General features: G+C 65.0%; 20 protein-coding genes. 7 read left to right on the top strand and 13 right to left on the bottom strand.

Annotated features, from left to right (window positions below; translation table 11 throughout):
- Nucleotides 1-12 precede the first annotated feature (12 nt).
- From DY201_RS00825 to exbB, 12 genes are all read right to left on the bottom strand, one after another.
- A complete protein-coding gene (locus DY201_RS00825; protein ID WP_115729538.1) occupies nt 13-858 on the bottom strand; it encodes a sugar phosphate isomerase/epimerase family protein in 846 nt (281 codons plus the stop codon).
- On the bottom strand, nt 855-2156 hold the full coding sequence (locus tag DY201_RS00820) for a DUF6005 family protein (RefSeq protein ID WP_115729537.1): 1302 nt from the start codon (nt 2154-2156) through the stop codon (nt 855-857). Before DY201_RS00820 ends, DY201_RS00825 begins: the two co-directional genes overlap by 4 nt.
- Nucleotides 2156-3424 carry an AMP-binding protein gene (locus DY201_RS28880; RefSeq protein ID WP_165915971.1) on the bottom strand — a complete coding sequence of 423 codons (1269 nt, stop codon included), beginning with the start codon at nt 3422-3424 and terminating at the stop codon, nt 2156-2158. The genes DY201_RS00820 and DY201_RS28880 overlap by 1 nt, the downstream gene beginning before the upstream one ends.
- 10 nt (nt 3425-3434) lie before the next feature.
- The gene (locus DY201_RS28875) at nt 3435-5147 is read right to left on the bottom strand and encodes an IucA/IucC family protein (protein ID WP_165915970.1); all 1713 of its coding nucleotides are present in this window, start codon (nt 5145-5147) and stop codon (nt 3435-3437) included.
- Nucleotides 5131-6912, bottom strand: coding sequence for an IucA/IucC family protein (locus DY201_RS00810; RefSeq protein ID WP_115729535.1), 1782 nt, complete (start codon nt 6910-6912; stop codon nt 5131-5133). Before DY201_RS00810 ends, DY201_RS28875 begins: the two co-directional genes overlap by 17 nt.
- A 92-nt stretch (nt 6913-7004) precedes the next feature.
- Nucleotides 7005-7289 (bottom strand): DUF2218 domain-containing protein, encoded by a 285-nt coding sequence (locus DY201_RS00805; protein WP_115729533.1) that lies wholly within the window; start codon nt 7287-7289, stop codon nt 7005-7007.
- A 59-nt stretch (nt 7290-7348) separates the two neighbouring features.
- The gene (locus DY201_RS00800; protein WP_115729531.1) at nt 7349-9625 is read right to left on the bottom strand and encodes a TonB-dependent receptor; all 2277 of its coding nucleotides are present in this window, start codon (nt 9623-9625) and stop codon (nt 7349-7351) included.
- A 130-nt stretch (nt 9626-9755) separates the two neighbouring features.
- Complete coding sequence (locus DY201_RS00795; protein ID WP_115729529.1) at nt 9756-10727, bottom strand: FecR family protein; 972 nt, start codon at nt 10725-10727, stop codon at nt 9756-9758.
- A gap of 112 nt (nt 10728-10839) precedes the next feature.
- The gene (locus DY201_RS00790; protein ID WP_165915969.1) at nt 10840-11343 is read right to left on the bottom strand and encodes an RNA polymerase sigma factor; all 504 of its coding nucleotides are present in this window, start codon (nt 11341-11343) and stop codon (nt 10840-10842) included.
- A gap of 362 nt (nt 11344-11705) precedes the next feature.
- Nucleotides 11706-12608: a TonB family protein gene (locus DY201_RS00785; protein ID WP_115729525.1), complete on the bottom strand. Its 903-nt coding sequence runs from the start codon at nt 12606-12608 to the stop codon at nt 11706-11708.
- On the bottom strand, nt 12605-13066 hold the full coding sequence (gene exbD, locus DY201_RS00780) for a TonB system transport protein ExbD (RefSeq protein ID WP_115729524.1): 462 nt from the start codon (nt 13064-13066) through the stop codon (nt 12605-12607). The genes DY201_RS00785 and exbD overlap by 4 nt, the downstream gene beginning before the upstream one ends.
- Nucleotides 13067-13077: 11 nt before the next feature.
- Nucleotides 13078-14220, bottom strand: coding sequence for a tonB-system energizer ExbB (gene exbB, locus DY201_RS00775; RefSeq protein ID WP_115729522.1), 1143 nt, complete (start codon nt 14218-14220; stop codon nt 13078-13080).
- 421 nt (nt 14221-14641) lie between these two features.
- On the opposite strand from exbB, the gene DY201_RS00770 reads away from it, so the two are divergent.
- The 7 genes from DY201_RS00770 to DY201_RS00740 all read left to right on the top strand — a co-directional run bounded on the left by DY201_RS00770 (nt 14642) and on the right by DY201_RS00740 (nt 20701).
- Nucleotides 14642-15037, top strand: a complete 396-nt coding sequence (locus tag DY201_RS00770) for a cupin domain-containing protein (RefSeq protein ID WP_115729520.1) — start codon at nt 14642-14644, stop codon at nt 15035-15037.
- A gap of 29 nt (nt 15038-15066) precedes the next feature.
- Entirely contained in the window at nt 15067-16062 is a 996-nt protein-coding gene (locus DY201_RS00765) for a sialidase family protein (protein ID WP_115729518.1), read from the top strand.
- A 10-nt stretch (nt 16063-16072) separates the two neighbouring features.
- Nucleotides 16073-16765, top strand: a complete 693-nt coding sequence (locus DY201_RS00760) for an HpcH/HpaI aldolase family protein (protein ID WP_165915968.1) — start codon at nt 16073-16075, stop codon at nt 16763-16765.
- Nucleotides 16762-17112 (top strand): RidA family protein, encoded by a 351-nt coding sequence (locus DY201_RS00755; RefSeq protein ID WP_115729515.1) that lies wholly within the window; start codon nt 16762-16764, stop codon nt 17110-17112. Before DY201_RS00760 ends, DY201_RS00755 begins: the two co-directional genes overlap by 4 nt.
- 107 nt (nt 17113-17219) lie before the next feature.
- Nucleotides 17220-18395, top strand: coding sequence for a Gfo/Idh/MocA family protein (locus DY201_RS00750; RefSeq protein ID WP_115729513.1), 1176 nt, complete (start codon nt 17220-17222; stop codon nt 18393-18395).
- The gene (locus DY201_RS00745) at nt 18392-19219 is read left to right on the top strand and encodes a sugar phosphate isomerase/epimerase family protein (protein ID WP_165915967.1); all 828 of its coding nucleotides are present in this window, start codon (nt 18392-18394) and stop codon (nt 19217-19219) included. The genes DY201_RS00750 and DY201_RS00745 overlap by 4 nt, the downstream gene beginning before the upstream one ends.
- Before the next feature lie 12 nt (nt 19220-19231).
- Entirely contained in the window at nt 19232-20701 is a 1470-nt protein-coding gene (locus DY201_RS00740; RefSeq protein WP_115729510.1) for an amidase, read from the top strand.
- Between the two features lie 3 nt (nt 20702-20704).
- Here the strand turns inward: DY201_RS00740 and DY201_RS00735 are convergent, their stop codons facing one another.
- Nucleotides 20705-22408 carry a glycoside hydrolase family 3 N-terminal domain-containing protein gene (locus DY201_RS00735; RefSeq protein WP_131922383.1) on the bottom strand — a complete coding sequence of 568 codons (1704 nt, stop codon included), beginning with the start codon at nt 22406-22408 and terminating at the stop codon, nt 20705-20707.
- Nucleotides 22409-22499: the final 91 nt, after the last annotated feature.

Below are 22499 nucleotides of genomic sequence, written 5' to 3'. Positions count from 1 at the left end.
CTTTGGTGCATATCAGAAGCTGCCGGTGCGCAGCAAGACTTCGTCGCGGCCCTTCAAGCGCTTTATTGCTTGCCGGTCGCTGCGCAGCACGTTGAAGCAATCATTGCCGAACCATTCGAGCGAAGCCTCGACATCGGGGTCGCAGCGAAGCTCGGCGAGGAAACGCCGGTAGTCGACCTTGCCGTCGAACAGCGGCGTCATGCCTTCGCGGCTTCCGGCCGCGGCATAGACGTTTGCCGGCTCGAACACCCGGAGGTCGGCGCGCGAGCGTACGTTCTTGAGATGGTAGTGGCGGATATGCGGGCGCATCGCGGCATGGGCGGCAACCGGGTCGTCGCCGCCTTCCCAGACATGCAGCGTATCGAAATTGAGCTTGAACGCGGGATGGTCGACCTCCGCAACGAGCCTGAGCGTCGAGGCGCCGCAGTCGGCCAGCGTGCCGGGATGCGTCTCGGCCAGGAGGTCCAGCTCGAAGTCCGCGGCGATCTCGGAAATCTCGCGCAGCCGCGCCGTGATGATGCGCCTGGCGTCGACCGGCGTGTCGCGGCTGCCGCGGCTGCCGGCGAAAGTGCGGATCTTGCCGGCCCGCCAGTGCCGGGCGAGACGGCACAGGTCGATGGTCTTGTTGCGCAACACTTCGGCATCGCCGTCGAGCGGCAGGTAGTCGCTGACCATCGGCACATAAAGCCCTTGCTCTGCCAGCCAGTCAGCCTCGCAATGTGGCTGGTAGGCCAGGTTGCGGGCATGCGCCCCCCAAAGCTCGATGCCCTGGAAGTCGTTGGCGCGCGCCCATCTGGCGATGTCTTCCAGCGACAGGAGGTGATGGCGAAAGGTGATGGTGCAGAGCGAGATCTTCATTCGGCTGCTCCGAGCAGTTCGGTGGGGGTTATGTGGGGGATGCCTTTGCTGGCGCACCAGGCCTGGAAGGCCTCGCCGAGCCTAGCCTTGATCCGCCGTTCGAACCCGTCCAGCGTGTCGAGCCGGCGCAGGACGTCGTCGACCAGGCTGCGGTCTTCGGTCTGGGCCAGCTTCATGACGGCGTAGTGCAGGGCCTTGAAGTCCTGGATCACGCGCTCGATCTCGTCGCACCAGTGGTCGAAATCGGCATTGGCCAGCTTCATCTCGCGCCAGAAGAAGGCGAAGCCGTGCTCATAGGCATATTTGCGGATCGAGATGACCGGCACCTCGCGCAGTGCCGCGCCGAGATCGGCGAGCTTCACACCATCCCGGCCTTCGAGATGAGCGGAAACGATGCGGCGCACGCCGTCGACCAGCGGATTGTGGTCAGGCTGGTAGCAGGCGAGGAAGAAGTCGCGCAGGTCGGATGCGGCGGGGACGTGCGCCTCCAGCCGGTCGAAGATGTAGCCGCCGCCGACGGTCGGCTGGCGGATCGCGTGGATGACCTTGTCGCGGGCGATCTGACCTTCCCAGCGGAAGTCGGGATCGTTGACCTGCCAGATCTTCGGATCGTCGGTCTTCTCGATCATCAGATAATGCGGGAAGGGGTTCTGGTTGAACTTGTTCTCCCGCTCCGGCAGGTGGAACAGGTCCAGCATCACCATCAGATATTCGCTGTCGCGTTTGCGCTCGAGCAGGTCGAGCATGACGACGATGTTCTGGTCCTTCGACCGTGCCGGGTCGTACCAACAATGCATGCCGACGCCGTAGAGCCGCTGGTACCAGGCGTGGAAGAAATCGTGGTTGATCGACTTGTCGTGATAGGCGAGCTGCCAGCGCTCGTTGATGGCGAAGCCGGCGTCCCAGACGCTGAAATAGAATGGCCGCTGGTCGATGCCGGAGCGCTTCAGCGCGTCGCAAACGCTGCTGACGAAGCAATGCACCTTGATGTCGATATAGTCCTCGCCATGCACGCCTTCACCGGCCGGCGCGGAGCGCTCTGCAGCGACACTCGCCTCGCCGGTGAACAGCTGCGCCAACTCGCGTACCGTCTCGATGTCCTGGCGGTTGATTGCTTCCTCCGGCGCGGACAGGCCGAACTCGAGCTCCAGGCTGAGGAAGATCTCGAGAATCAGCACCGAGTCGAGATAGAGGTCCTCGTTGAGCCGTGCATCGGGTCCGAAACGGTCGACATGGGCGTGCTTCATGTGATCGTGTAGCACTGTGCCGATCGCTTCGATCACCTGTTCGGTGTTCATCACGCGACCTCCCTCGCCACTGCCGTGAACTGGCCGGCGGCATGCTGTGCCGCCACTTCGCGCCGGCTGATCTTGCCGTTGGCCTGGCGTGGTATCGCGTCGACCTGGACGATCTCCATCGGCAACTGGTGGCTGGCGAGGTTCTGGGCGCACCATTGCCGCACGACGGGCCCCTCCAGCCGCTCGGTGGCGCTGAACAGCAGGCCGACCCGCTCGCCGGCCAGCGTATCGGCCTTGCGGAAAGCGACGGCGTCGGTGATGGCGGGCATAGACATCACCACGTCCTCGACCTCGCGCGGATAGACGTTGAGGCCGGAGACATTGATCGTGTCGTCGAGCCGGGAGACAAACACCAGCATGCCATCAGGCCTGTAGTAGCCGAGGTCGCGGGTAGCGACGGCGCCATTCGGGCCGCTGACGACAATTTCGGATGGCGCAACCGCGCTGTTGCTGCATCTGACCGCGTGATGGGGCAGCACGAAGCCCATGTCGGCGGCGTCGGTGACATCTGGATTGACGGCGATGCAGCCGGTTTCCGAGCAGCCATATTGCTGGAACAGATACGTCGTCCGTGCCCGGATGCGGGCGAACCACGGCTCAGGCAGCACCGTGCCCGAGGTCATCGCCGCATGGAGCTTCTCGCCCTCGGGCATCAGCCGGGCCAGCGTGTGCAGCACCGCCGGCGACGAATAGAGCAATGGCCGCTCGATACCGCGCAGGGTCCTGAGCAGGTATTTCGGATTGCCGGCATCGACGATGACGGGTGTGCGGCCGCGCTTCAGGGCGACGAGAATACCGCAGATCAGCCCGTAGGAATGCGTCGTCGGGCAAGCGATGACGGGCGTCATGTCTTCCGGCTTGCGGAAGGTCGTGACATAGCTTGCCACCTCGGCGTCGATCTCGGCCCAGCCGCGGGCGATGCATTTCGGCGCGCCCGTCGTGCCCGAGCTCATCTGCAGGAGCTGACCGGTGGCGCCGGGCACGGTTTCGCTCGACAGCGTCTCGGCGTCGAGGCTGTTGAAATAGAGCGCGTGGCAGCCCGCCGCGACGGCCAGGCGGCGTGCCGCGGCATGCGGCGTTGCCGGATGGATCGGGAAGACGCTGGCGCCGATGTTGCGGATGGCGAAGAACAGCGCCAGCCAGGCCACCGTGTCGCTGAAACAGACGGCATAGCGCCCGTTCGGGTCAAGTCCGGCCCGGTCGGCGCTCTGCGCCAACATCTGCTCGAACTTCTGTCGGTCATAGTACCTGTCGTCGATCTGGAACATCGATTTTCCTTCAGGTGTCGGGGGTGGAGAGGGGGTTGGGAACGGCGTGGCTCGAACGGCCGGTGTTCAGCTTGCGGGCGAGCAGGGCTTCAGCCGTCAATGTCGGCCGCCAGAGCGCGAGCTGGTCCTGGCGCGCGCCAAGCCCGTGGGTGGCAGCATAGTCGGTCAGCATCCGCCTGATGGCTGTCCAGAAGTCGGCTTCGCGCAGGCCGTAGAATGTCTGCAAAAGGTGCGAGACCTCGGCGAGATTGAAGACGAACAGCGCGTCCGTCACCAGTTCGCCGAGTGTCTCGACATCCTCCATCCAGTAGTACTGGTCGGGCAGCGCGTCCCGATAGGCCGGATCGAGGGCCAGGAAATCGGGCACCTTGTCCGGCTGGCTGAGGAATCCGGGCACATATTCGACGCTGTCGTGGAAGTCGCGCAGCACCAGCCGCCCCGGCCAGCCGTTGCGGTGGATAAGCACCATGTTCTGGCCATGCGCCTCGGTGGCGATGCCATGCCCGACAAGCAGGTGCCAGACCGGCAGGATGGCGACTTCAAGCAATTGTCCCAGCCAGTTGCGGAAGCCATGGCGGCGCACCCACGCGTCGATGAACGGGCGTCCGTCATGCTCGACAGCCATCAAAGCGTTGAACGGCACCGCCTGTTCGCCGTCGGCCAGAACCGAGGTGACGCTGCGTCGCCATATCGCCGCAAGCTGTCCAGCCAGCGGCCCATCGCGGTCGGCGATCATGCCGGCATATTCGTCGAGCACGACAAGCGGATATGCCGTCTCGAACAGCGGATCGCTGGCAACGATGTCGCCGAGCCAGCGCGAGATCACTGGTGCCGTGCACACTGAATGCGGCGCGATCGTTCGCAGCGACGACGAGTTGCTCATGTTCATCGACAGCTTGACGTTGGCCGCTTCGGGCCGGTCTGCGTTGAGCAGCGTTCGGATTGACTGGCTCGCCGTGTAGCGGTCGCCGGCAATGCCAGCGAAATGCGCGGTTCCGTCCGCAAACCATGGCGAAAGCAGCGTGTCCCGCAGCGACTGCCATTGCCATGGGTGCAGCGGCAGCAGGCCGTAGTCGTCCCAGGCAAGGCCAAGGTTGACACGCTCGCGGTCGAGCTGGGCGAAGACATTCTTGCCAAGCTCGGCGATCCAGAACGCGGCTTCGTCCGCCGGCAGGCGCTGGCTTACCTTGCTGCGCTTGACCAGCAGCCAGGCGAGTTGGAAGCTGTTGCCGGCTTCGGGGCCGAAATCGCGGTGATCGCTTTCGCTGAACCCCGTCCGCGCCTTGAAGCACGGGTGGTAGGCATGGCCCTCATGCAGCGCGCTTTCGAGCGCGGCGAAGCCGAGGTCGCGGCGCGACTCTTGCTGCAAATTGCGGTCGTTCCAGCTGCAATGCGCCACCGTGCTGTACAGTTCGCCCAGCAGCCGGCGCTTGTCCTCCACTGAGGCCGGCAGGCTCGCGACCAGCTCGTCGAGCGTTGCTGCTTGCCACGCCCCATCACGGCTCTCGCTCTCGATCGAGCCCGCCGAAAGGCGGATGCGGCCGAACGCGCCCTTCGCGCCATCGCAGCGAAACCGCTTGGCGCCTTGCGACCAGGTGAAGGTGAGCTGCGTGCCGTCGCCGGCAACCAGCGTGTCGAACAGCCCTTCATACAGCGCTGCCTCGACCAACTGCCTGGCCACGCGCTCGTCCGGACGGCCGGGCAGGTCAAGAGGCAAGGGCACTGCCATCTCCGTGATAGAGGCCCGCGATCGCGGCGAAGAGTGGATTGGGCTGGCGGGCGTAGAGCGAGCGCTCGTTGCTGGTCTGCAACTCGTCGACGTCGAACAGCCGCGTCATCAGATTGGCCTTGAACGCTAACGTCGGACGGTCGAGCACGCTGCGGACGAATTCGCGGCCGACGCCCGATGTCGTTCGTGACAGCACCTCCAGCCGGTCCCGCAGCATGTGCAGCAGAACCTCCTCGTCGATCAGGCCGTCATGTCCCATGCGGGCGATGACCGAGAAGATCTGGTTGACGATCAGATAGTAGGCGAAGCGGTCCTGGATATCGCGGTCGTCGTAATAGAGCGAGGCGATCTCCGCCGCCTCCGGTACATGCTGGCTGAGGCAGGCGCGATAGCGTTTCGACAGGTAGAAGCCTTGATTGTCGCGATAATAACCCGTGCTCGGATAGCCCTGGCTGATGTCGATCAGGCTGTTCTGCTGGTGCGCTTCGAGCGCCAGGCCGAAATCGTCATAGAGGCAGACCAGCGGGTCGAGCGCGCAGTCGAGATAGCGCTGGAACCAGTACTGGCAGACAAGCTCCTGATGTGTGCCGTCCCTGAGGCAGAGCCTGCGGATGATGCGTTCGAGCCGCGACTGTTCGCCTGGCAAAGGTTCGGCCGTGAGTGCTGCGATGGTGATCTTGCCGCGCCCCTTGCAGGCGAAGTACGGATTCTCGCGCAGGATTACCTCGAAGCCGCTTTCGGAGCGACCGGGCAGGTCGAGCGTGATGTAGGCCGGATCGGAAATGATTCTGAAGCGGCCGTCGTCGCCGCCGATGCCTGCCCGCTGCACGAGCTTGGCCATGGCGACGCCGGCCTCCAGCTCCTTGCGGCTGTTGACCCTGAGCGAGTTGGTGATTCGCACTGGCAGCGAGAATTTCAGCATCCACGGCAGGTCCTGGTTGTAGACCGTGCGTACGGAGGACGTAGCGGTGAATGCCGGGCCGGCCGGACCGACGAGGCGCAGCTTGCCCGATGCCTGCAGGTCGCGGATCCCGTCGTCGAGCAAGAGCGCTTCGCCCTGCAGCGGATGCATCGGCAGCAGCATCTCACCACGCCGGGTCTCGATCTCGTCCTGGCCTGCAAGCGACGCGACGATCTCGGGTGCCGATTGCCTGGCGGCCGACTTGTGGCTGACGAGGGACGCATCGACGGCGAAATAGACAAGCTGGAAATTGCCGCGCAGCTCAGGCGCGTAGCTCGGCTCCTGCCACCAGCTCATGCCTTGCCGGCTCTTCGGCGTCGGGTGCAGCGAATGGCCGAACACCAGCGACTGTTCGGCTGCGATGAAGCTGTCGTCGTCTTCGTCGACGCGATGCGCCTCGATGTAGCGCAGCGTCTGCTGGTAGCTCTGCAGCGCCCGCCCGAGCAGTTCGAGTTCGCAGCCGCGCATCGCATCGCCGCGCTCGTCATGCAGCTGCCTGTAGGCCTCCTGCAACAAAAGCTGGAGTGCGGCGAAGGGCTCGACATTGCGCCAGCCGCCTTCCGTCGCCCGGCGCTGCCAGACCTGTCCGAAGCGGTGCGGGCCGCAGAGCGAGTGCGACCGAAGCTCGGCGCGCAGCACCAGCTGCTGTGCTGCCAGAACCAGTTCGATGCAGTTGATCGGGTCTTCTGGTCCGACCCTGTGTTGGGTCACCCTGCCGGGCGAGATTTCGCGGACATAGCAGTTGGCGAAATTCTGGAACGTCGCGTGTTCGGCAACCTGCCGCTGCGTGAGCTTCATCTGTCGTCACCACATGGTTTGACCGATAGAGTCCCTTGCAGCAGCTAGGTATCTGACGGATTTTCTCGGGAACGTAGGCGCTGCCTGGCGCCTCAGGCACTCCACGCGATGCTGCGTTCCGGCTCGCGGAAGGCGAAGCGGACGAGGTGGTCGTCGATGACGGCCTTGGTCCGCGCCAACTGTTCGGCGTCGGGCGCATCCACCTCGATGGTCAGGGCGGTGGCATCGGCATTCATGACGGCATGGCCGAACGGGAAGTGGCATTCGCCATGTCCGCCGCCATGGCTCACCTCGACCTTGTGGGCAAAATGCTTGCACAGCTGGGTCAGATACTTCACGCCGTGCTCGGTCTCGAACCGTCCCGTCGATTGAAACATGCTCTCTCCGTCCGTGCTTCGGTTGAAATGGCCACGGACAACGCCCGTGGCCATCAGGGTCAGAACTTGGCCGTCGCGCTCAGCCGGAATGATCGGCCCGGCTCCAGCAACGGCTTCACGGTGACGAACTCCTGTCCATATGTGGCCCGGCCGGCATAGTTCTCGTCGAACAGGTTCTTCACCTCACCGCGGAAGGTCAGGTTCGGGTTCGACTCCGGCTGGTACTCGGCGAAGATGTTGACGACCTCGTGCCCCTTGAAAACATCGTCCTTGAGCGCGATCTCGACATCGCCGCCGAGCTTGACGCCCCAGTCGTCGAAACGGTGCACCGCCGAGAGCGTGATGATCTGGCCGACCGGCGTTACCAGGTAGGTGCCGAGGTCGGAATCGGCAGGCTTGCCGTCAATGGTGACGTCGATATTGGCGTATTTGACGCTGACATTGCCCGCACCCCAGTCGTAGCCGCCGGCGATGGTGAAGCCCTGGGAACGCACGTCATGGGTCTCGATGCCTCGCGGCACCTGGTAGCGGGCGGTGCGGGCATCGTAGATGTCGGTGCGGAAGATGCTGCCTTCCAGAGTGAAACCTTCATAGGTCGCGAGAAGGCCGGCCGTCAGATTGTCCGATGTCACCGGCTTCGGGCCGGCGCCATAGTTCCAGTTCGGATTGAAGATGAAGTTCTCGGCCAGCGGCACGCCGGCCCAGACATGCGAATATCCGGCCTTGGCAGTGAGGAATTCGGGAACGAGGTCATATTCGCCCGAGATGTTGCCGCTCAGACCGGCATTGGTCCATTCCTGTCCCGTCGTTCCCTCGAACCACTGGTTGTCGCCGCGTGCGCCGAATGACAGCCGCGTCCGCTCCCATGGCTCGAGACGAGCCTGAGCATAGATGCCGACATTGCTGGCGTGCTCGGTTGCCGGTTCGAACTTGTCTTCGAGATCGGCGGTGTCCTTGTAGAAGTCGAAGCCGGCGGTGATGCTGCCGATGTCGAGCGCGAAGCGGTTTTCCGCCTTGCCGTTGAAGCTCTCGGTCAGACCGATTGCGGTGTATGGCGCGGAAACTGCAGGCTTCGGATAGACGGTCGTTTCCACCTTGCTGCTGGTATAGGCGATCACCACCTTGGGGTCCCACCATCCCTCGGGGGACTCGTCGGTGTAGGTGAAGACTGTGCTGCGGCGATCGAGCTTGTAGTCGCGGATCAGCGGCTCCCAAGGCTTCGGATTGGGAACCAGTTCTCTCATATTGGCGCGGAACGGCCTCGGCGCATCGTCGCGCGACTGTTCGTGGCTGAGCTCGAAGCGGTGGCCGCTTTCGGCCTGGTAGGCGACTTTGCCGAGGCCGCTCAAAAGGTTGGCGCTGGTGCCGTCGACGATGCTGCCGTCGCCGGCGGTGTAGTTGTCGCCCTTGGCAAAGTTCAGATAGCCGAGGAACTCGAAGCCGTCCTTCATGCCATATGCGGCGAGACCGACAGTCGAGGTCTTGCTGTTGAAGTCGTAGGTGCCGGTGACCAGGCCGCCGAGGCTTTTGCCCGGCTCGAGCAGGTCGCGCGCGTCTTTGGTCTCGTAAGCGATCGAGCCGCCGAGCGCGCCGGGGCCGGCATCCGCCGGAGCCACGCCGGCGTCGACGCTGACGGCTTTCAGCAGCGAAGGGTCGATCAGGTTGGTCGCGTTGTGGTGGAAGACCTTGTTGTTCTGGCGCGCGCCATCGACGGTCACGGCAAGGTTGTTTTCCTCGATGCCCTGGACGTAGACCTTCTGCGATGTGGTGGTCGAGCCGCCGACGGCGACCTTGGGTTCGTTGGCGAACACTTCCTGCAGATCGGCAGGCGCCTTCTGCGCCAGATCCTCGGCTGTGATCTGCACATTGTTGACGCTGCCGCCGGAGCCCAGCGTGGTCACGTCGATGGTGTCGAGAACCACCGCGCCATTGGCCGAGACGCTAAGCCCGCCTGTAGCCGCGCTGGCGGAGGCCGACTGGACCGAAACCGTATTGGGCCCGGTAAAGCGGTAGTTGAGGCCACTGCCCGCGAGCAGGCGCTGCAGCGCCTGTTCCGGCGAAAAGTTACCCGAGACGGCAGGGGCGGCTGCCCCGCCGATGTCAGCGGTTCCGAAGGCGATCTGCAGGCCGGTCTGAGCCGCCAGCTGCCTCAACGACTGGCCGAGCGACTGTGCCGGCAGGCTGATGCTCTGCGCGCGCGTCGCCGATTGTGCATGGGCAACACTCATTGCCGTGCCAGCCGTCAGCATACCGGCGCCAAGCGCCGTGCCCACAAGAAGCCGTGCCAGCAGGCGCCCCGACGCCCTGCTGCCAAGATCCATGTTGCTGTTGCCCATCGTGCTGGTCCCCAAAGGTCTGGCGCACGCATCCACCGCGCGCCCTCGATGGTGTGACGCGCGAACGGGCCAACTGCCTAAAGAGCCAGTTGCGATTTTTCTGAAATAAGTTGGATCGACTTCGTCGGGCTCAGGAGATGACGATGACGACGCCCGGAACCCGATGCACCGACATCCCTTGCGTCTGGGCCAGGGCCTCGATCGCGTCATGGGCGTCGCGCGTCAGGAACACGGCGCTGACAGGGCTCGCATCATGGGTGTGCGTAGCGATCACGAGGCGTTCGGGCACGTAGCGGCCAAGCTCGCCGATGGCACTGCCGAAGGGCTTGCCCTCGAATACCACGCGGCCGCCACGCCAGGCGAGTTCGCTCTCGAGATTGACGTCGGCAACTGCGAGCGGCGCCTTGCCCGTGAGGTAGCGCGTCCGTTGGCCGGGGGCGAGCGACACGGTGTTGGCCGCATCGGCCTTGGCGCCGCCCGAGACGGAAATGCGTCCTGCCGATGCCGTGACCGTCACTTCGTCTGCAATGGAACGAACAGCATAGGTGCCTTCGACGGCATCGCTGTTGCCGCCGAGGGCCGCGACACGGAACGGTGCGCGGGTATCGGGCCTGACCGAGAATTCCACCTCGCCCGAGAGCAGGTTCACCAGCCGCAGACCCGGCTGGAAATCGACGTCGACGGCGCTGTTGGTGTTGAGCAGCATCGTCGACCCGTCGGGCAGGGTGGCGGTTGCCTGTACGCCAGCACCGGTGGCGAAGTCCGACCGCATCCAGGTCAGGACGCGCGGGGCAACGACAGCCGCCGCAGAGGCGGCCAGCGCGCCTCCAACCAGAAACGTGCGCCGGCTGAAGATCTGAGGCTGTTTCGGCGCGGCAACGGGAGCGGTATCCAGGTCGCTGCCATCCACGTTCTGCAGCAGCTGCCAGAATTCCTTTTCGCGGGCGAAGGCCCGCGCATGCGCCGGCGACTGGGCCCGCCAGGCGTTGAATCGGTCGAGATCCTGCCGGCTGACATTGCCGGCGCTTAGTCGAACGATCCAGTCGCGCGCATCCAGTGCGACGCTACGGTCGATCTCGGATCGTTGTTGCCCTTTGCCCATCGCCACACGCAGTACGTGCCCATCCGTTCGGGCACACTAACCATCTTGCTATCATAGACACGCGAGATGGCACCACGCCTAAGCGTCACGGCAAAATAAATCTTGGAACAGGTCAGCCGTTGCTGTCGCGCAGTTCGGCCAGGCGTTCGACCACCCGGCGGATATGGTAATAGACGGCCTCGTCGCTGATGCCGAGCTGGCGGGCGATCTCGCGGTGCGAGACGCCGTTGACCCGGTTCATCAGGAAGATGCGCCGGCTTCTCTCCGGCATCGTCTGCAATGCCTTGTCGACGGCGCGCAGCATGTCGCGACCCATGACGATGCGTTCGGGCGAGATCTCGTCGACCGACGCCGACAGAAGCTCATTGACCTCGGCGTCGATCTCGTTGCGCCGCTGCTGTTTGCGGAAGTGCCCGATGGCAGCATTCTTCGCCGCCTGCATGGTGAAGGCGGCGTGATTGTCGATGGCGTCGTCATGACGGACGTTGGACAGCCTGATCCACGTGTCCTGAACGATGTCCTCGGCGGTCGCGCTGCAACCGACGCGGCCACGCGTCAGCGCCTCGATGCGCGGACGCAACGTCGCAAAGCTGGTCATCAGCCTGGTGAGTGTCATTTTTTCACTCTTGTTTGCACCAGTTCCGATCGCGCATGCCTGGGGGGCGGCCGCGACGGACGTTCGATAGGCCATCAAAAAAGTGCCTGCAACCCCAACACCTTAGGGAAAAACACGGCACTGCCGGGGTTGCGGGTTAAAACCTTCCTATTTTTATCATATTTAGTGTTTGATTCTGCTGAACTAACGGCGGCAGTCGCATCGCGGCCCGCATGAATTGTCGCAGCAAGAAAGTCTTACGGGTGTAGCAGAAACAACACACGATGCTTGCAGGCGCAAAGCGATCGCCAGCCGACCATGGCGGCCGGACGTGAACCACGAGGCGTTTCGATGAGGGACTGCACCTGACAGGGAGGCGCCCGTCAGCGCTTGAAGTCGATCGGGACAACGATCACTGACGGCACCGCCGGCGGCGGCGCCGGGATCGGCGAGGACCGGCGCACCAGGCTGACCGCAGCTTCGTCGAGGGCCGGGTCGCCAGACGAATTGATAAGTTTGACCGACAGCACGTCGCCGCCGGAATTGAACGAAAACTGAACTGCGGCAACGCCCCGGTTGCGCACGTTGCGCGGCTTGTGCCTGTTCAGATGGGCGAAGACGCGCGACTGCCAGCGCGCCGGCGACATTGCCTTGCCGCCGCCCTGGCCGGGTGCGGGCGCGCGCACGCTGTCGGAGTTCTGCGCCGACTTCTTCGCCGCGGCGCTCTGCTGCGACGGCTTCTTCTCGATCTTGGCTTCCTTGATCGGCTCGGGCTTCTTCTGCACCGGCTTCTTTTCGCGCACCGGCTTTTCCACCGGCTTCGGCTTCTTGATCTCGGGACGCGGTTCGGGGATCGCCATCGCCACTTCGGGCAGCGGTGCCTCGACGAGGTCGGGGATCACGTCCTCGATCGGCTCGGCCTCGGTGACTTCTTCCAGAGGCTCCGGCGTCAGCTCCGCGACCTGCTCGACCGGCTCGGTCACCGGCTCGACTGGATCGGGCGGAATGGTCTCGGTCATTTCCTCGACGTTTTCGGCCGCCGCACTGTCGACCATGTCGGTCGCGTCCTGCTCAACGGCTTCCGGGGCCATTGCCATCGGCGCGAGGTCGATCATCACGGCGGACTGCGCCTGCATGTCTTCCATCATCATTGGCGGTTGCTGGTTGAGATACCAGGCGCCGGCCATGTGGACGGAGAGGATGACGGCCGCCGCCGTCGACCACAGCAACGCCTCGCTGCGGCTGATGCCGCCGAAGCTGAACTGGTCATGCGTTGCAGCACTCATTGCACCTGCCCCTCGCTGACCGCAGGCGGAGTGGCCTGCACCTGCTCCAGCCCGACGAGCGCTATCTTGAGGTAGCCCGCGCCGCGCATCAGGTTCATCACTTCCATCAGCTCGCCATAGTCGACGCCGCGGTCGGCGCGCAGGAAGATGCGGGTTTCCTTGTCGGCCTTGGCGGCGGTATCGAGCTGCTGCTGGAAGGCGGTGCGGGCAACCGCGTCCTGGCCGATCGAGATGCTGAGGTCTTCCTTCAGCGTCACATAGAGCGGTTCTTCCGGGCGCGGCGTGGCGGTCGCGGTCGAGGCCGGTAGGTCGACATTGACGTCGACGGTGGCCAGTGGTGCTGCCACCATGAAGATGATCAAGAGCACCAGCATGACGTCGATGAACGGCGTCACGTTGATCTCGTGGTTTTCCTGGAGATCGTCCTCGTCAACGGATTGTCTGATGCCGCCGGCCATGGTCCCGACTCCTAGACAGCGACGGCGGGCGCGCCACGCCCGTTGCCGCGCATGGCTTCATTGGCCGGCAAGCGCTCACTGCGCTGTGGCTGGCGATCGAGATCGCGGCTGACCAGGCGCTGCACGCCTGCTGCGGCGTCGGCCAGGCCCTGGCGGTAACCGGTGATCGAACGTGCGAAGACGTTGTAGATCACCACCGCCGGAATGGCGGCGATCAGGCCGACGGCGGTTGCGAGAAGCGCTTCGGCGATGCCGGGAGCGACGACAGCGAGGTTGGTCGTCTGCGATTCCGAGATGCCGATGAACGAGTTCATGATGCCCCAAACGGTGCCGAACAGGCCGACGAAGGGTGCCGTCGAGCCGATCGTGGCGAGCACGCCGGTGCCGCGGCTGAGGCGGCGGCCGGCCTGCGCCTGAATGCGCATCAGCCTGGACTCGACGCGCTCCTTGATACCGGAGGCGTCGGCATGGCCGAATTCGTGGCCCGACATCTCGAGCTCGTCGACGGCGGCGCGAACAAGTACGCCGCCGATGCCGGCGCGTTCGCCGAGCGCCTGCGAGGCGTCGGCGAGCCTGCGGGCGTGCAGGATACCGCGCAGCGCCTTTTTCAGCCGCGCCTTGCTGGCGGCGATCTCGAGTGATTTGGCCAGCCACACGGTCCAGGTGATCAGCGAGGCGAAGGCAAGGCCGATCATCACGCCTTTGACCACCCAGTCGGCGGCCATGAACATGCCCCAGGGCGAGAGGTCGTGCGGCAACAGGCTCTTGGGAACGTCCGTGCCGGCAGGTGCACCGACGGTCGTGTCGATCGGCGCGGACGCAGCAGGCTGCCCGGTTGCGGGCGCCGTGGCCGCCGGTGCGACTGTCGGCTCACGGGCAGCCTGGTCCGGTTGTGGTGCGACGTTGGTGCCTGGCTGCGGCAGGGCGTTGATACGTGGCTGCGTTGCTTCGGCTGCGGGGGCGGCCGCATTGGGAGCGTCGCCGGGCGCTGCCTGCGCTGCTGGCTGGGCGGTCGGCGTGGCGACGGCTGCCGTCGGATTTGCCGGAGCCGTTGGAGCGCTCGTTGCGGGTGCTGTGGGCTCCACCTCAGTCGGCGCGGTCTGCTGGGCGAAAGCCGCGCCCGCGCTCAGAGTGATGCACAGCGCCGCTGCCATGATGCGTCCGGACCGATACTGAGCTTGCGACCCGAAAGCCGTCCCGGTGCTTGTGATGCCCCAGATGCTTCTCATGTCCGCGGTCTCCGATCGCACGCAAATGACTCAAAGGCAGGTATCTTGCCGGGCCTCTAACATTGTTGACTTCTTTAATCAAGAAAAGCGCCAAAGAAACATGAGAATGACACACCAGAATTCATGCGTCGAGGACGAAGCGCCATCGAAAGGGCTGCGGCGCAGGGAAATCGGAGGCTCGGCTGACCGCTTTCGACGTTCGCCCGAGCGCGCTGCGGCTTATCAATAAAGTTGGCGATAACCCATTTCTGGCCAGCGCCGAGGGCCGTTCGTAAGGTCCGGTCCATCGCAGGGCCTTGAGGCCCAGACAAAAAGATCAGCATTGGCCGGCTAAAGGAGCGCTCCGATGGACATCCGCTCGAGCGATTTCACGCGACCGACACTCGAGCACCAGGGCACCACGCCGGTGTGGTGGCTGGTGCCGCCGCGCGAGATGCGGGACGAGACGCTGGGCGGCCATCTCGAACTGATCAGCGAGTTCGAGATCCGCGCCGGCGGAGAGGTCAACACCCACCACCACCCCACCTACGAGTTCTATTTCATGCTCTCCGGCCGGGCGCTGATGACCATCGAGGACGAGACCCGCGAGATCGGCCCCGGAGACCTGGTCAAGATTCCGCCCAATGCGCGGCACTCGATCAAGCCGGCGCACGAGCACAACGGCATCCGTGCGCTCGCCATGGCCTTCGGTGTCAAGGACGCGCCCGTCGTCGACTATTCGACCGACCCGGAAAGCTACTGACCCCTTTCACCCAGGCTGCGACCACGACAATGACCATCACCCTTTATGCCGGGCTCGCCGGCGACACCGATCCCGGCCGCTTCATGAGTTCAGGCCTGCTGCGCAGCCGCGATGGCGGCGTCTGGGAGCGGATCGAGAAAGGCTTTCCCGCAGTACCGCAGACATTCGCACTGCTCGCCGATCCCGGGCGTCCGGGCGAAGTTTTCGCCGCCACGCAGGACGGCATTTTCCACAGCGCCGACCATGGCGACAGCTGGTCCCGGCTCGACGCGCCGAAGCCGGAGTTCGTGGTGTGGTCGCTGACCCGTCATCCGCATGAGCCGGATACGCTGTTCGCCGGCTACGAGCCGACGGCGATCTTCAAGTCGACCGACAATGGCCGCAGCTGGCGCAACCTCGACGTCTCGGTCGGCTACCCCGACATCACGGCCGGCATGCCAAGGCGCATCACCCGCATTGCAGTCGACCCCACCAATGCCGACAGGATCTACGCCAGCATCGAGATCGGCGGCCTGATCATGTCGGACGACGGCGGCCGCAGCTGGCGCCAGGCGCTCGACGGGCTCTATGTCGTCGAGGATGCCGTCGACCTGCACTCGGTGCTTGTTGATGCGGAGGGCAATGTGTCGGTGACGACACGTGTCGGCGCTTTCCAGAGCCGTGACAATGGTTGCCGCTGGCACAAGCTGCCGGTGCCGGCGCTACGCGAAAAGGGCTCCTATTGCCGCGTCCTCGGCCAGGGCCCGGCTGACACGATCTACCTCGGCGCCGGCAACGACTTCGACGGTGACCTCGGCGACTTCTTCCGTTCTACAGATGGCGGCGCGAGCTTCCAGCGCCTTGATCTCGGCGCGCCCCTGAAGAGCACAGTCTTTGCCATGGCTGTCGACCCGACCGACCCGAAGCGGCTCGTCTGCTCGGACAAGTTCGGCCACGTTTTCCTGAGCGACGATGCCGGCGACAGCTGGCGTGCGCATCCGCTTCCCCGTGGCATCGGCCATGTCTTTTCCATCGCCATCGGCTGAGGGGCGCATCATGGTAAATCTGTTCAAACAGCGTCTGCAGCGGGACGAACCCGTCGTCGTCGTCAATCCCGACCATCCGTCGCCGGCGCTGACCGAGTTTCTCGGCCGCCTCGGCGTCGACGGCGTGTTCATCGATTGCGAGCATGGCACGGCCTCGATCCAGACCGTGCAGGACATGTGCCGCGCGGCGCGTGCCGCCGGCCTGCAGTCCATCGTCCGGCCGGAAGCCAATCTCGACCATCTGCTCACGCGTTACCTCGATGCCGGCGCCGGCGGCCTGATCGTGCCGCATGTCGATGATGCCGACAGCGCCCGCAGCATCGTTGCGGCCGTGCGCCGGGCCCGACCGCAGAACCATGGCGATACCGTGGTGGTGGCGATGATCGAGTCCCTTGAAGCGGTCGACAACCTCGACGCCATCGTCGCTGTCGAAGGCGTCGACGTGTTCTTCATGGGCCCCAACGACCTGTCGCACTCGATGGGCCTGAACGGCCAGACCCATCATCCCGACGTCAAGCGGCTCGTCCTCGACTGCGCCGCAAGGATTCGCGCCGCAGGCAAGGTGCCGGGCACGCTGGTGACGCGCGACACGGTCGCCGCCTTCGTCCGCGGCGGCTGCCGCTTCCTCTACGAGCACGCCAACAACTTCCTGATCACCGGAGCCAACGACTTCCGGCACATAATGAAAGAGAGCAACACATGAGCAAGATTGAACGGCTGCGCCAGGGCGAGCGCATGTCGCAGATCGTCATCCACGGCGACACTGTCTATCTCGCCGGCCAGACGGCCACCGACCCGGTGCCGTCGGTCGCCGAGCAGACCCGGCAGATCCTCGACAAGATCGACACCTATCTCACTGAGGCCGGCACCGACAAGTCGAAGATCCTGTCGGCCAACATCTGGCTCACCGACGTCGCCAACTTCGAGGAGATGAATGCCGTCTGGGATGCCTGGGTCGCCAAGGGCAATACGCCGGTGAGGGCAACAGTTGGCTCGCCGCTGGCGCGGCCGAAGAACCTGGTCGAAATCGCCGTCATCGCGGCGCGTTGAGCGCCGCGCCAAACCTCAACTGAAAACCCGGTCCGAACCGGCAAGCGCTTGCTCGACCTGTCGAGCGGGAATGCCGGCCTGCGGCCAGAGAAAACGGAAGAACTGCCATGTCACGTCAATTGGGAGTGGGGCTCTACGGGGCCGGAAATATTGTCCACGACGGCCATGCGCCGGCCGTGGCGGCTGGTGCCTCGACCAGGCTCGCCGCGGTGTGCGACATCGATGAGGCGCGCGCCCGGACGCTGGCCGACGCCTATGGCGGCGCCAACATCTACACCAGCCTGGACAAGATGCTCGCCGACCCGTCCGTCGACATCGTCATCATGGCGACGCCCAACAACCTGCATCGCCGCGACTTCGAGGCCTGCGCCCGTGCCGGCAAGCATGTGCTGTGCGAGAAGCCGCTGGCCGTCACCTATCCCGACGCGATCGCCATGGCCAGGATCGCCGAAGAGCACAAGATCGTGCTCAAGACCGGTTTCAACCAGCGCTACCTCAACCAGATCCGCATGGCCAAGCTCGCCATCGAGGCCGGCCTGATCGGCGAGGTGTTTTCCTTCCGCACGGTGTTCTCGGCGAAATGGGACAACTGGGTCGACGGCAGCAACTTCCGCTGGGATCTCGAACGGTCGGGCGGCGCCACCACCAACGACAACCTGATCCACCGCTTCGACATGCTGCGTTACCTGCTCGACGACGACTATGCCGAGGTCGTGGCCGATGTCAGCCATTGCGTCATCCCGCCCGTCGTCGACGACAACGTCCATCTGATGGTGCGTACCAACAAGGGCGCGCGCGGTTCCTTCATTGCCGACCGCTATTCGCCGGTGCTCGGCGACGCCACCGAACTCTACGGCACCAAGGGCTCGCTGTCGTTCTGGACCAATGCCGGCTCGCCCTTCTTCGACGTGCCGCTCGCCATCAACACCACCGTGCCGATGAACGAGCTGCCGGAGCCGATCCGCAAGGCCGTCTATCCGACCGCGCGCTCCAAGCAGAACCGCCATGCCTGGGATGGCTGGCTGTCGATCTGGCCGCCGCGCAACGAATGGGACACCTATGCCGAGCAGCTCGCCGGCATGGCCGAGGAAATCCTCTCCGGCACCCGCGACGGTATCGGCGCCACAGGCTTCGACGGCGCCCGCGCCACCGAGCTGGTCCATGCCGCCTACAGCTCGCAGATTGCCCGCGCCTGGGTGTCGCTGCCTTTGGCCGACAACGCGCCCTTCGCATTTCCCGATTTCGAGGGCCACGGCTCCGATGCCAAGGCGGGCCGGTCATGATCAGCGCCGGCTTCTACAGCACCTTCCTGCACCAGCTGCCCGTCACTGAGTTGGCGGGCAAGCTGTCGCAGGCCGGCTACAGCTCGGTCGAGCTCAATGGCGACCTGTGGAGCAACGGCTTCGTGCCGCATGTGACGCCGTCGCTCGATGCCGCCGGCCGAGCGGATGTCGCCCGAGCCATATCGGATGCCGGCATGAGCATCTCGGCATTGAGCGCCTGCCTGCATCTCGCCAAGGAGACCGCTGAGGAACGCCGCGCCGGCATCGACTATCTCAAGGCATCGGTGGACCTGGCGCGCGACATCGGCGCTCCAGTCGTCTGGGTCTTCACCGGTCGCGCCTTCGGCGGCATCGACATAGCTACGGCGCGAAAGTACCTGGCGGCGGCACTGGAAGAGGTTTGCGACCACGCCAGGGATCGAGGCGTCAAGTTCGGCATCGAGGGCTGCTCGATGCACATCGTCGCCAAGGCCGACGAATATCTCGACCTGTTCCGGGCGATCCCCGGCTCCGATGTCCGCGTCGCTTTCGATCCGACCCATTTCCAGCTCCGCGGCGAGGATCCGGTCAGGGCGGCGGAACTGCTGTTCGACCGCATCAGCAACTTCCACGTCAAGGATTCGGTCGGACTCTACCCCGACTTCAAATGCGTGCCGCTCGGCACCGGCGAGGTCGACCTGAAGGCCGTCACCGACACCTTGAGGCGCCTTGGCTACGCTGGTTCCGCCTCGGTCGAATATGAATCGCACCTGTTCGGTTGGGAGATCCCGGCTGATGATGTCATCCGCGACAGCCGCGCCTTCCTGCGCGGGCTCGGCATCTGAACGGAGACGCCCATGTCGCGCTCGCCTATCGGGCCGTTCAAGGAGTTCGACGACTACGACGCGCTCGGCCTTGCCGATCTGGTGCGCCGCCGCGAGGTCAGCTCCCGCGAACTCGTTGAAACGTCGATCGCCCGCATCGAAGCGCTCGACGGGGTGCTGAATGCCGTCGTCATCCGCTGTTTCGAGCAGGCGCTCGCCCTTGCCGAGACCGCGCCGCCCGCCGGACCCTTTGCCGGCGTGCCCTATCTGGCCAAGGACCTGCATACCTCATGGGCCGGCATTCCCTCGACAAACAGCATCTCGTCCTTCGCCGGCACTGTTTCCCAGTCGGATTCGCTGATCACCCAGCGGACCAAGAACGCCGGATTCATCCTGCTCGGCAAGACCAACGCGCCGGAATGGGGCTGGTCGCTGACCACAGAGTCGCCGATGCATGGCCCGGCGCGAAACCCCTGGGCCTTCGACAGGACGCCAGGCGGTTCGAGCGGCGGGGCGGCAGTGGCGGTCGCGGCGGGATATCTTCCACTGGCCGACGCCGGCGACGGCGCGGGTTCCACCCGCGTGCCGGCAGCAATCAACGGGCTCGTCGGTCTCAAGCCGTCGCGCGGCCGGATTTCGCCGGGACCCGAGGCGGCCGACTTCTGGTTCGGCGGCGGACAGTCCTCATGCGTATCGAAGACCGTGCGCGACAGCGCGGCCATGCTCGACGCGTTGCAGGGCGGCTATCCGGGTGAGCCCTATTACATCAGGGAGCGCCCCTCGTTCCTCGACAACACAGCTCCGGTCAACCGGCGTCTGCGCATCGGCTTCAGCCTCAACAACCCACGCGGCGATGCCAACAGCGCAGTCGTCGACGAGGCGGTCTGCGATGCGGCGCGGCTCTGCGGCGCGCTCGGGCACGAGGTCGAGCCTTTCGATTTCGACTATGATTTCGAAGGCTTGTGGCGGGCCTATACGGGGATGATCCGGGTCCAGACCGCGGCTCAGTTCGACGATCATGCCCGGGCGCGGGGCGTTTCCAACAAGCCGTCCGACATGTCAACGACGATCTGGACGACGATCGAACGCGGTCGGGCGACCAGCGCCATCCAGCACAGCCGCGACATCGAGGCGATGCGCCGGCATTCCCGCCACATTGCCACGCTGACCTCGCGCTACGACGTCGTGCTGCTGCCGGTCTTGCCGCAGGGTACACGCCCGCTCGGCTATTACGACATGTCCAAGGACATCGACGCCTATGACGCCGCGGCGATGGGCGAGGACACGGTCTACATGATGCCGTTCAACGTCTCGGGACAGCCGGCCTTGTCGCTGCCGCTCGGCATGGACCGCTCGGGCCTGCCGCTTGGTGTCCAGCTTGTCGCTCCGCCGGCCGGCGAGGCCACGCTGATCGAACTCGCGGCATCGCTTGAACGGGCACGCCCCTGGTACGACCGGCGCGCGCCCTTCCATGCCGCCAATGGAGCTAGCGGCAGGTTCTGACAGTCAGTGCCGGACGCCGTTCGCCATGTGATGGGCGAACGGTCGGTCGAAATGCGCCGCGCACAATTTTCCAAGGCGTTGGAGGTCCTGGTCCTCCAGTGCCTTCACCATCTCGTCATGTTCGACGAGCGCCGGCTCGACGAGGTTGTCGGCCATCAGGCTCGCGGCATCTATGCTGCGCATGCCGGCATCGCAATCATTGATCGAGCGGGCAATGAACTCGTTACCCGTCGCTTCGAGCAACAGGTCGTGGAATGCGCGGTCCTGGACATAAGCCAGTTCGAGATCGCCGACCGAAATGGCCGAGCGATGGATCTGCCTTGCATGTTCGAGCTTGTTCATCAGCACCGGCGACACCGGCAGGCGAATGCGCTGCACGGCGGCGGCGATCAAGAGCTGGCGCACGTCGTGCAGCTTGACAAGGTCGTCCGGCGACAGGTGGCGCACCACCGCACCCCGATAGGGTTCGAGCTTGACCAGCCCGGTGCGTGCCAGTTCCTGCAGCACGGCGCGCGCGACGTGGCGCTTGACGCCGAGCCCGTAGACCAGCTCGTCCTCCATGATCCGCTCCTTGGGCAGGATGCGGCCCAGAACGATGTCGCGTTCGATCTTCTTGGCGACATTGCCGACGATTTCGGACGAGCGCGTCGTGCCGGACTGGCGGGCTCGCGCCCCAAGCGGCTTGAGCAGTTCCTCCAGTTTTCGGGCGGTTTCGGCCAGGTCGATCGCCGAAGGCCGGCGACGCATGCGCTCGGCGCGGTGCAGACGCTCGACCGCATTCTCTGACAACGGCATGGCAGCATCGGCGACGCGCTGCATCTCGTCCATGTCGCCGCTGCCGTGCAGGATGACGTCGCAGCCGGCTTCTTGCGTCGCGCTGACCTGGGCATCGATCGGATGGGTGCGGCTGATATCCGAGACATCGTCGCTCATCAGCACGCCGTCGAAGCGGATCATGCCACGGATGATCTCATCGATGACGGTGCGCGATGCGGTAGCCGGCGCGTCGCGGTCGATGGCGCGGTAGATGACGTGTGCCGCCATGGCGCAGGGCATGTCCTGCAACGAGCGGAACGGCACGAAGTCGGCCGACTGCATCTCGTCGAGCGAGGCGTTGACCACCAGCAGCGCCTCGGACTTGTCCTGCCGGGCACGGCCATGGCCGAGGATATGCTTGATGACGGGCAGCACGCCGCCGGCCAGCAGCCCCTCGCAGGTGGCGCGGCCGAGAATGCTTGCCATCTCCGGCGTGTCTCCCAGCGCCCGGTCGCCGATCACCAGGTCGCCCTTACCGATCGGCAGGTCGAGCACAGGCGCGATGTTGATGTCGATGCCGAGATCGAACAGTTCGGCTGCGACGAGGCGTGCGTTGAGGCGCACGGCATCGAGTGCCCGCTTGACGTCGGTGCGGGCGATCTGAGCGAACAGCGAGGCCGGCGGGGGCGCGCGCCAGTGCGGTGGCGCCAGCCGGGCGACGCGGCCGCCCTCCTGGTCGATCAGCACGCGCACGTCGCTGCGGCCGACGCTTTCGCGCAGTTCCGCCACCAGCGTGCGCAATTGCGCCGGGTCGGCGCAATTGCGCTTGTGCAGGATGAAGCCCCAGGGCTGGGCGGCGCGGAAGAAGCTGCGTTCGGCAGCGTTCAGGCTGGTGCCCGCGCAGCCGAACACCACGGCCTTCGGTTGGGTTCGGTCAATTGTCAGCGGCATGGTCATCACTCTCGGCGGACTGCACAAGACCGCTTGTCGCCACCACAGCCATCAGCTTGGCAGAAAAGCTGCCGGCACGGAAGGGCAGGCG

The sequence above is a fragment of the Aminobacter aminovorans genome (assembly GCF_900445235.1).
GTDB lineage: Bacteria > Pseudomonadota > Alphaproteobacteria > Rhizobiales > Rhizobiaceae > Aminobacter > Aminobacter aminovorans.
The sequence above is the reverse complement of the archived record's forward strand: the minus strand, read 5'-3'. Positions and strand labels throughout refer to the sequence as shown.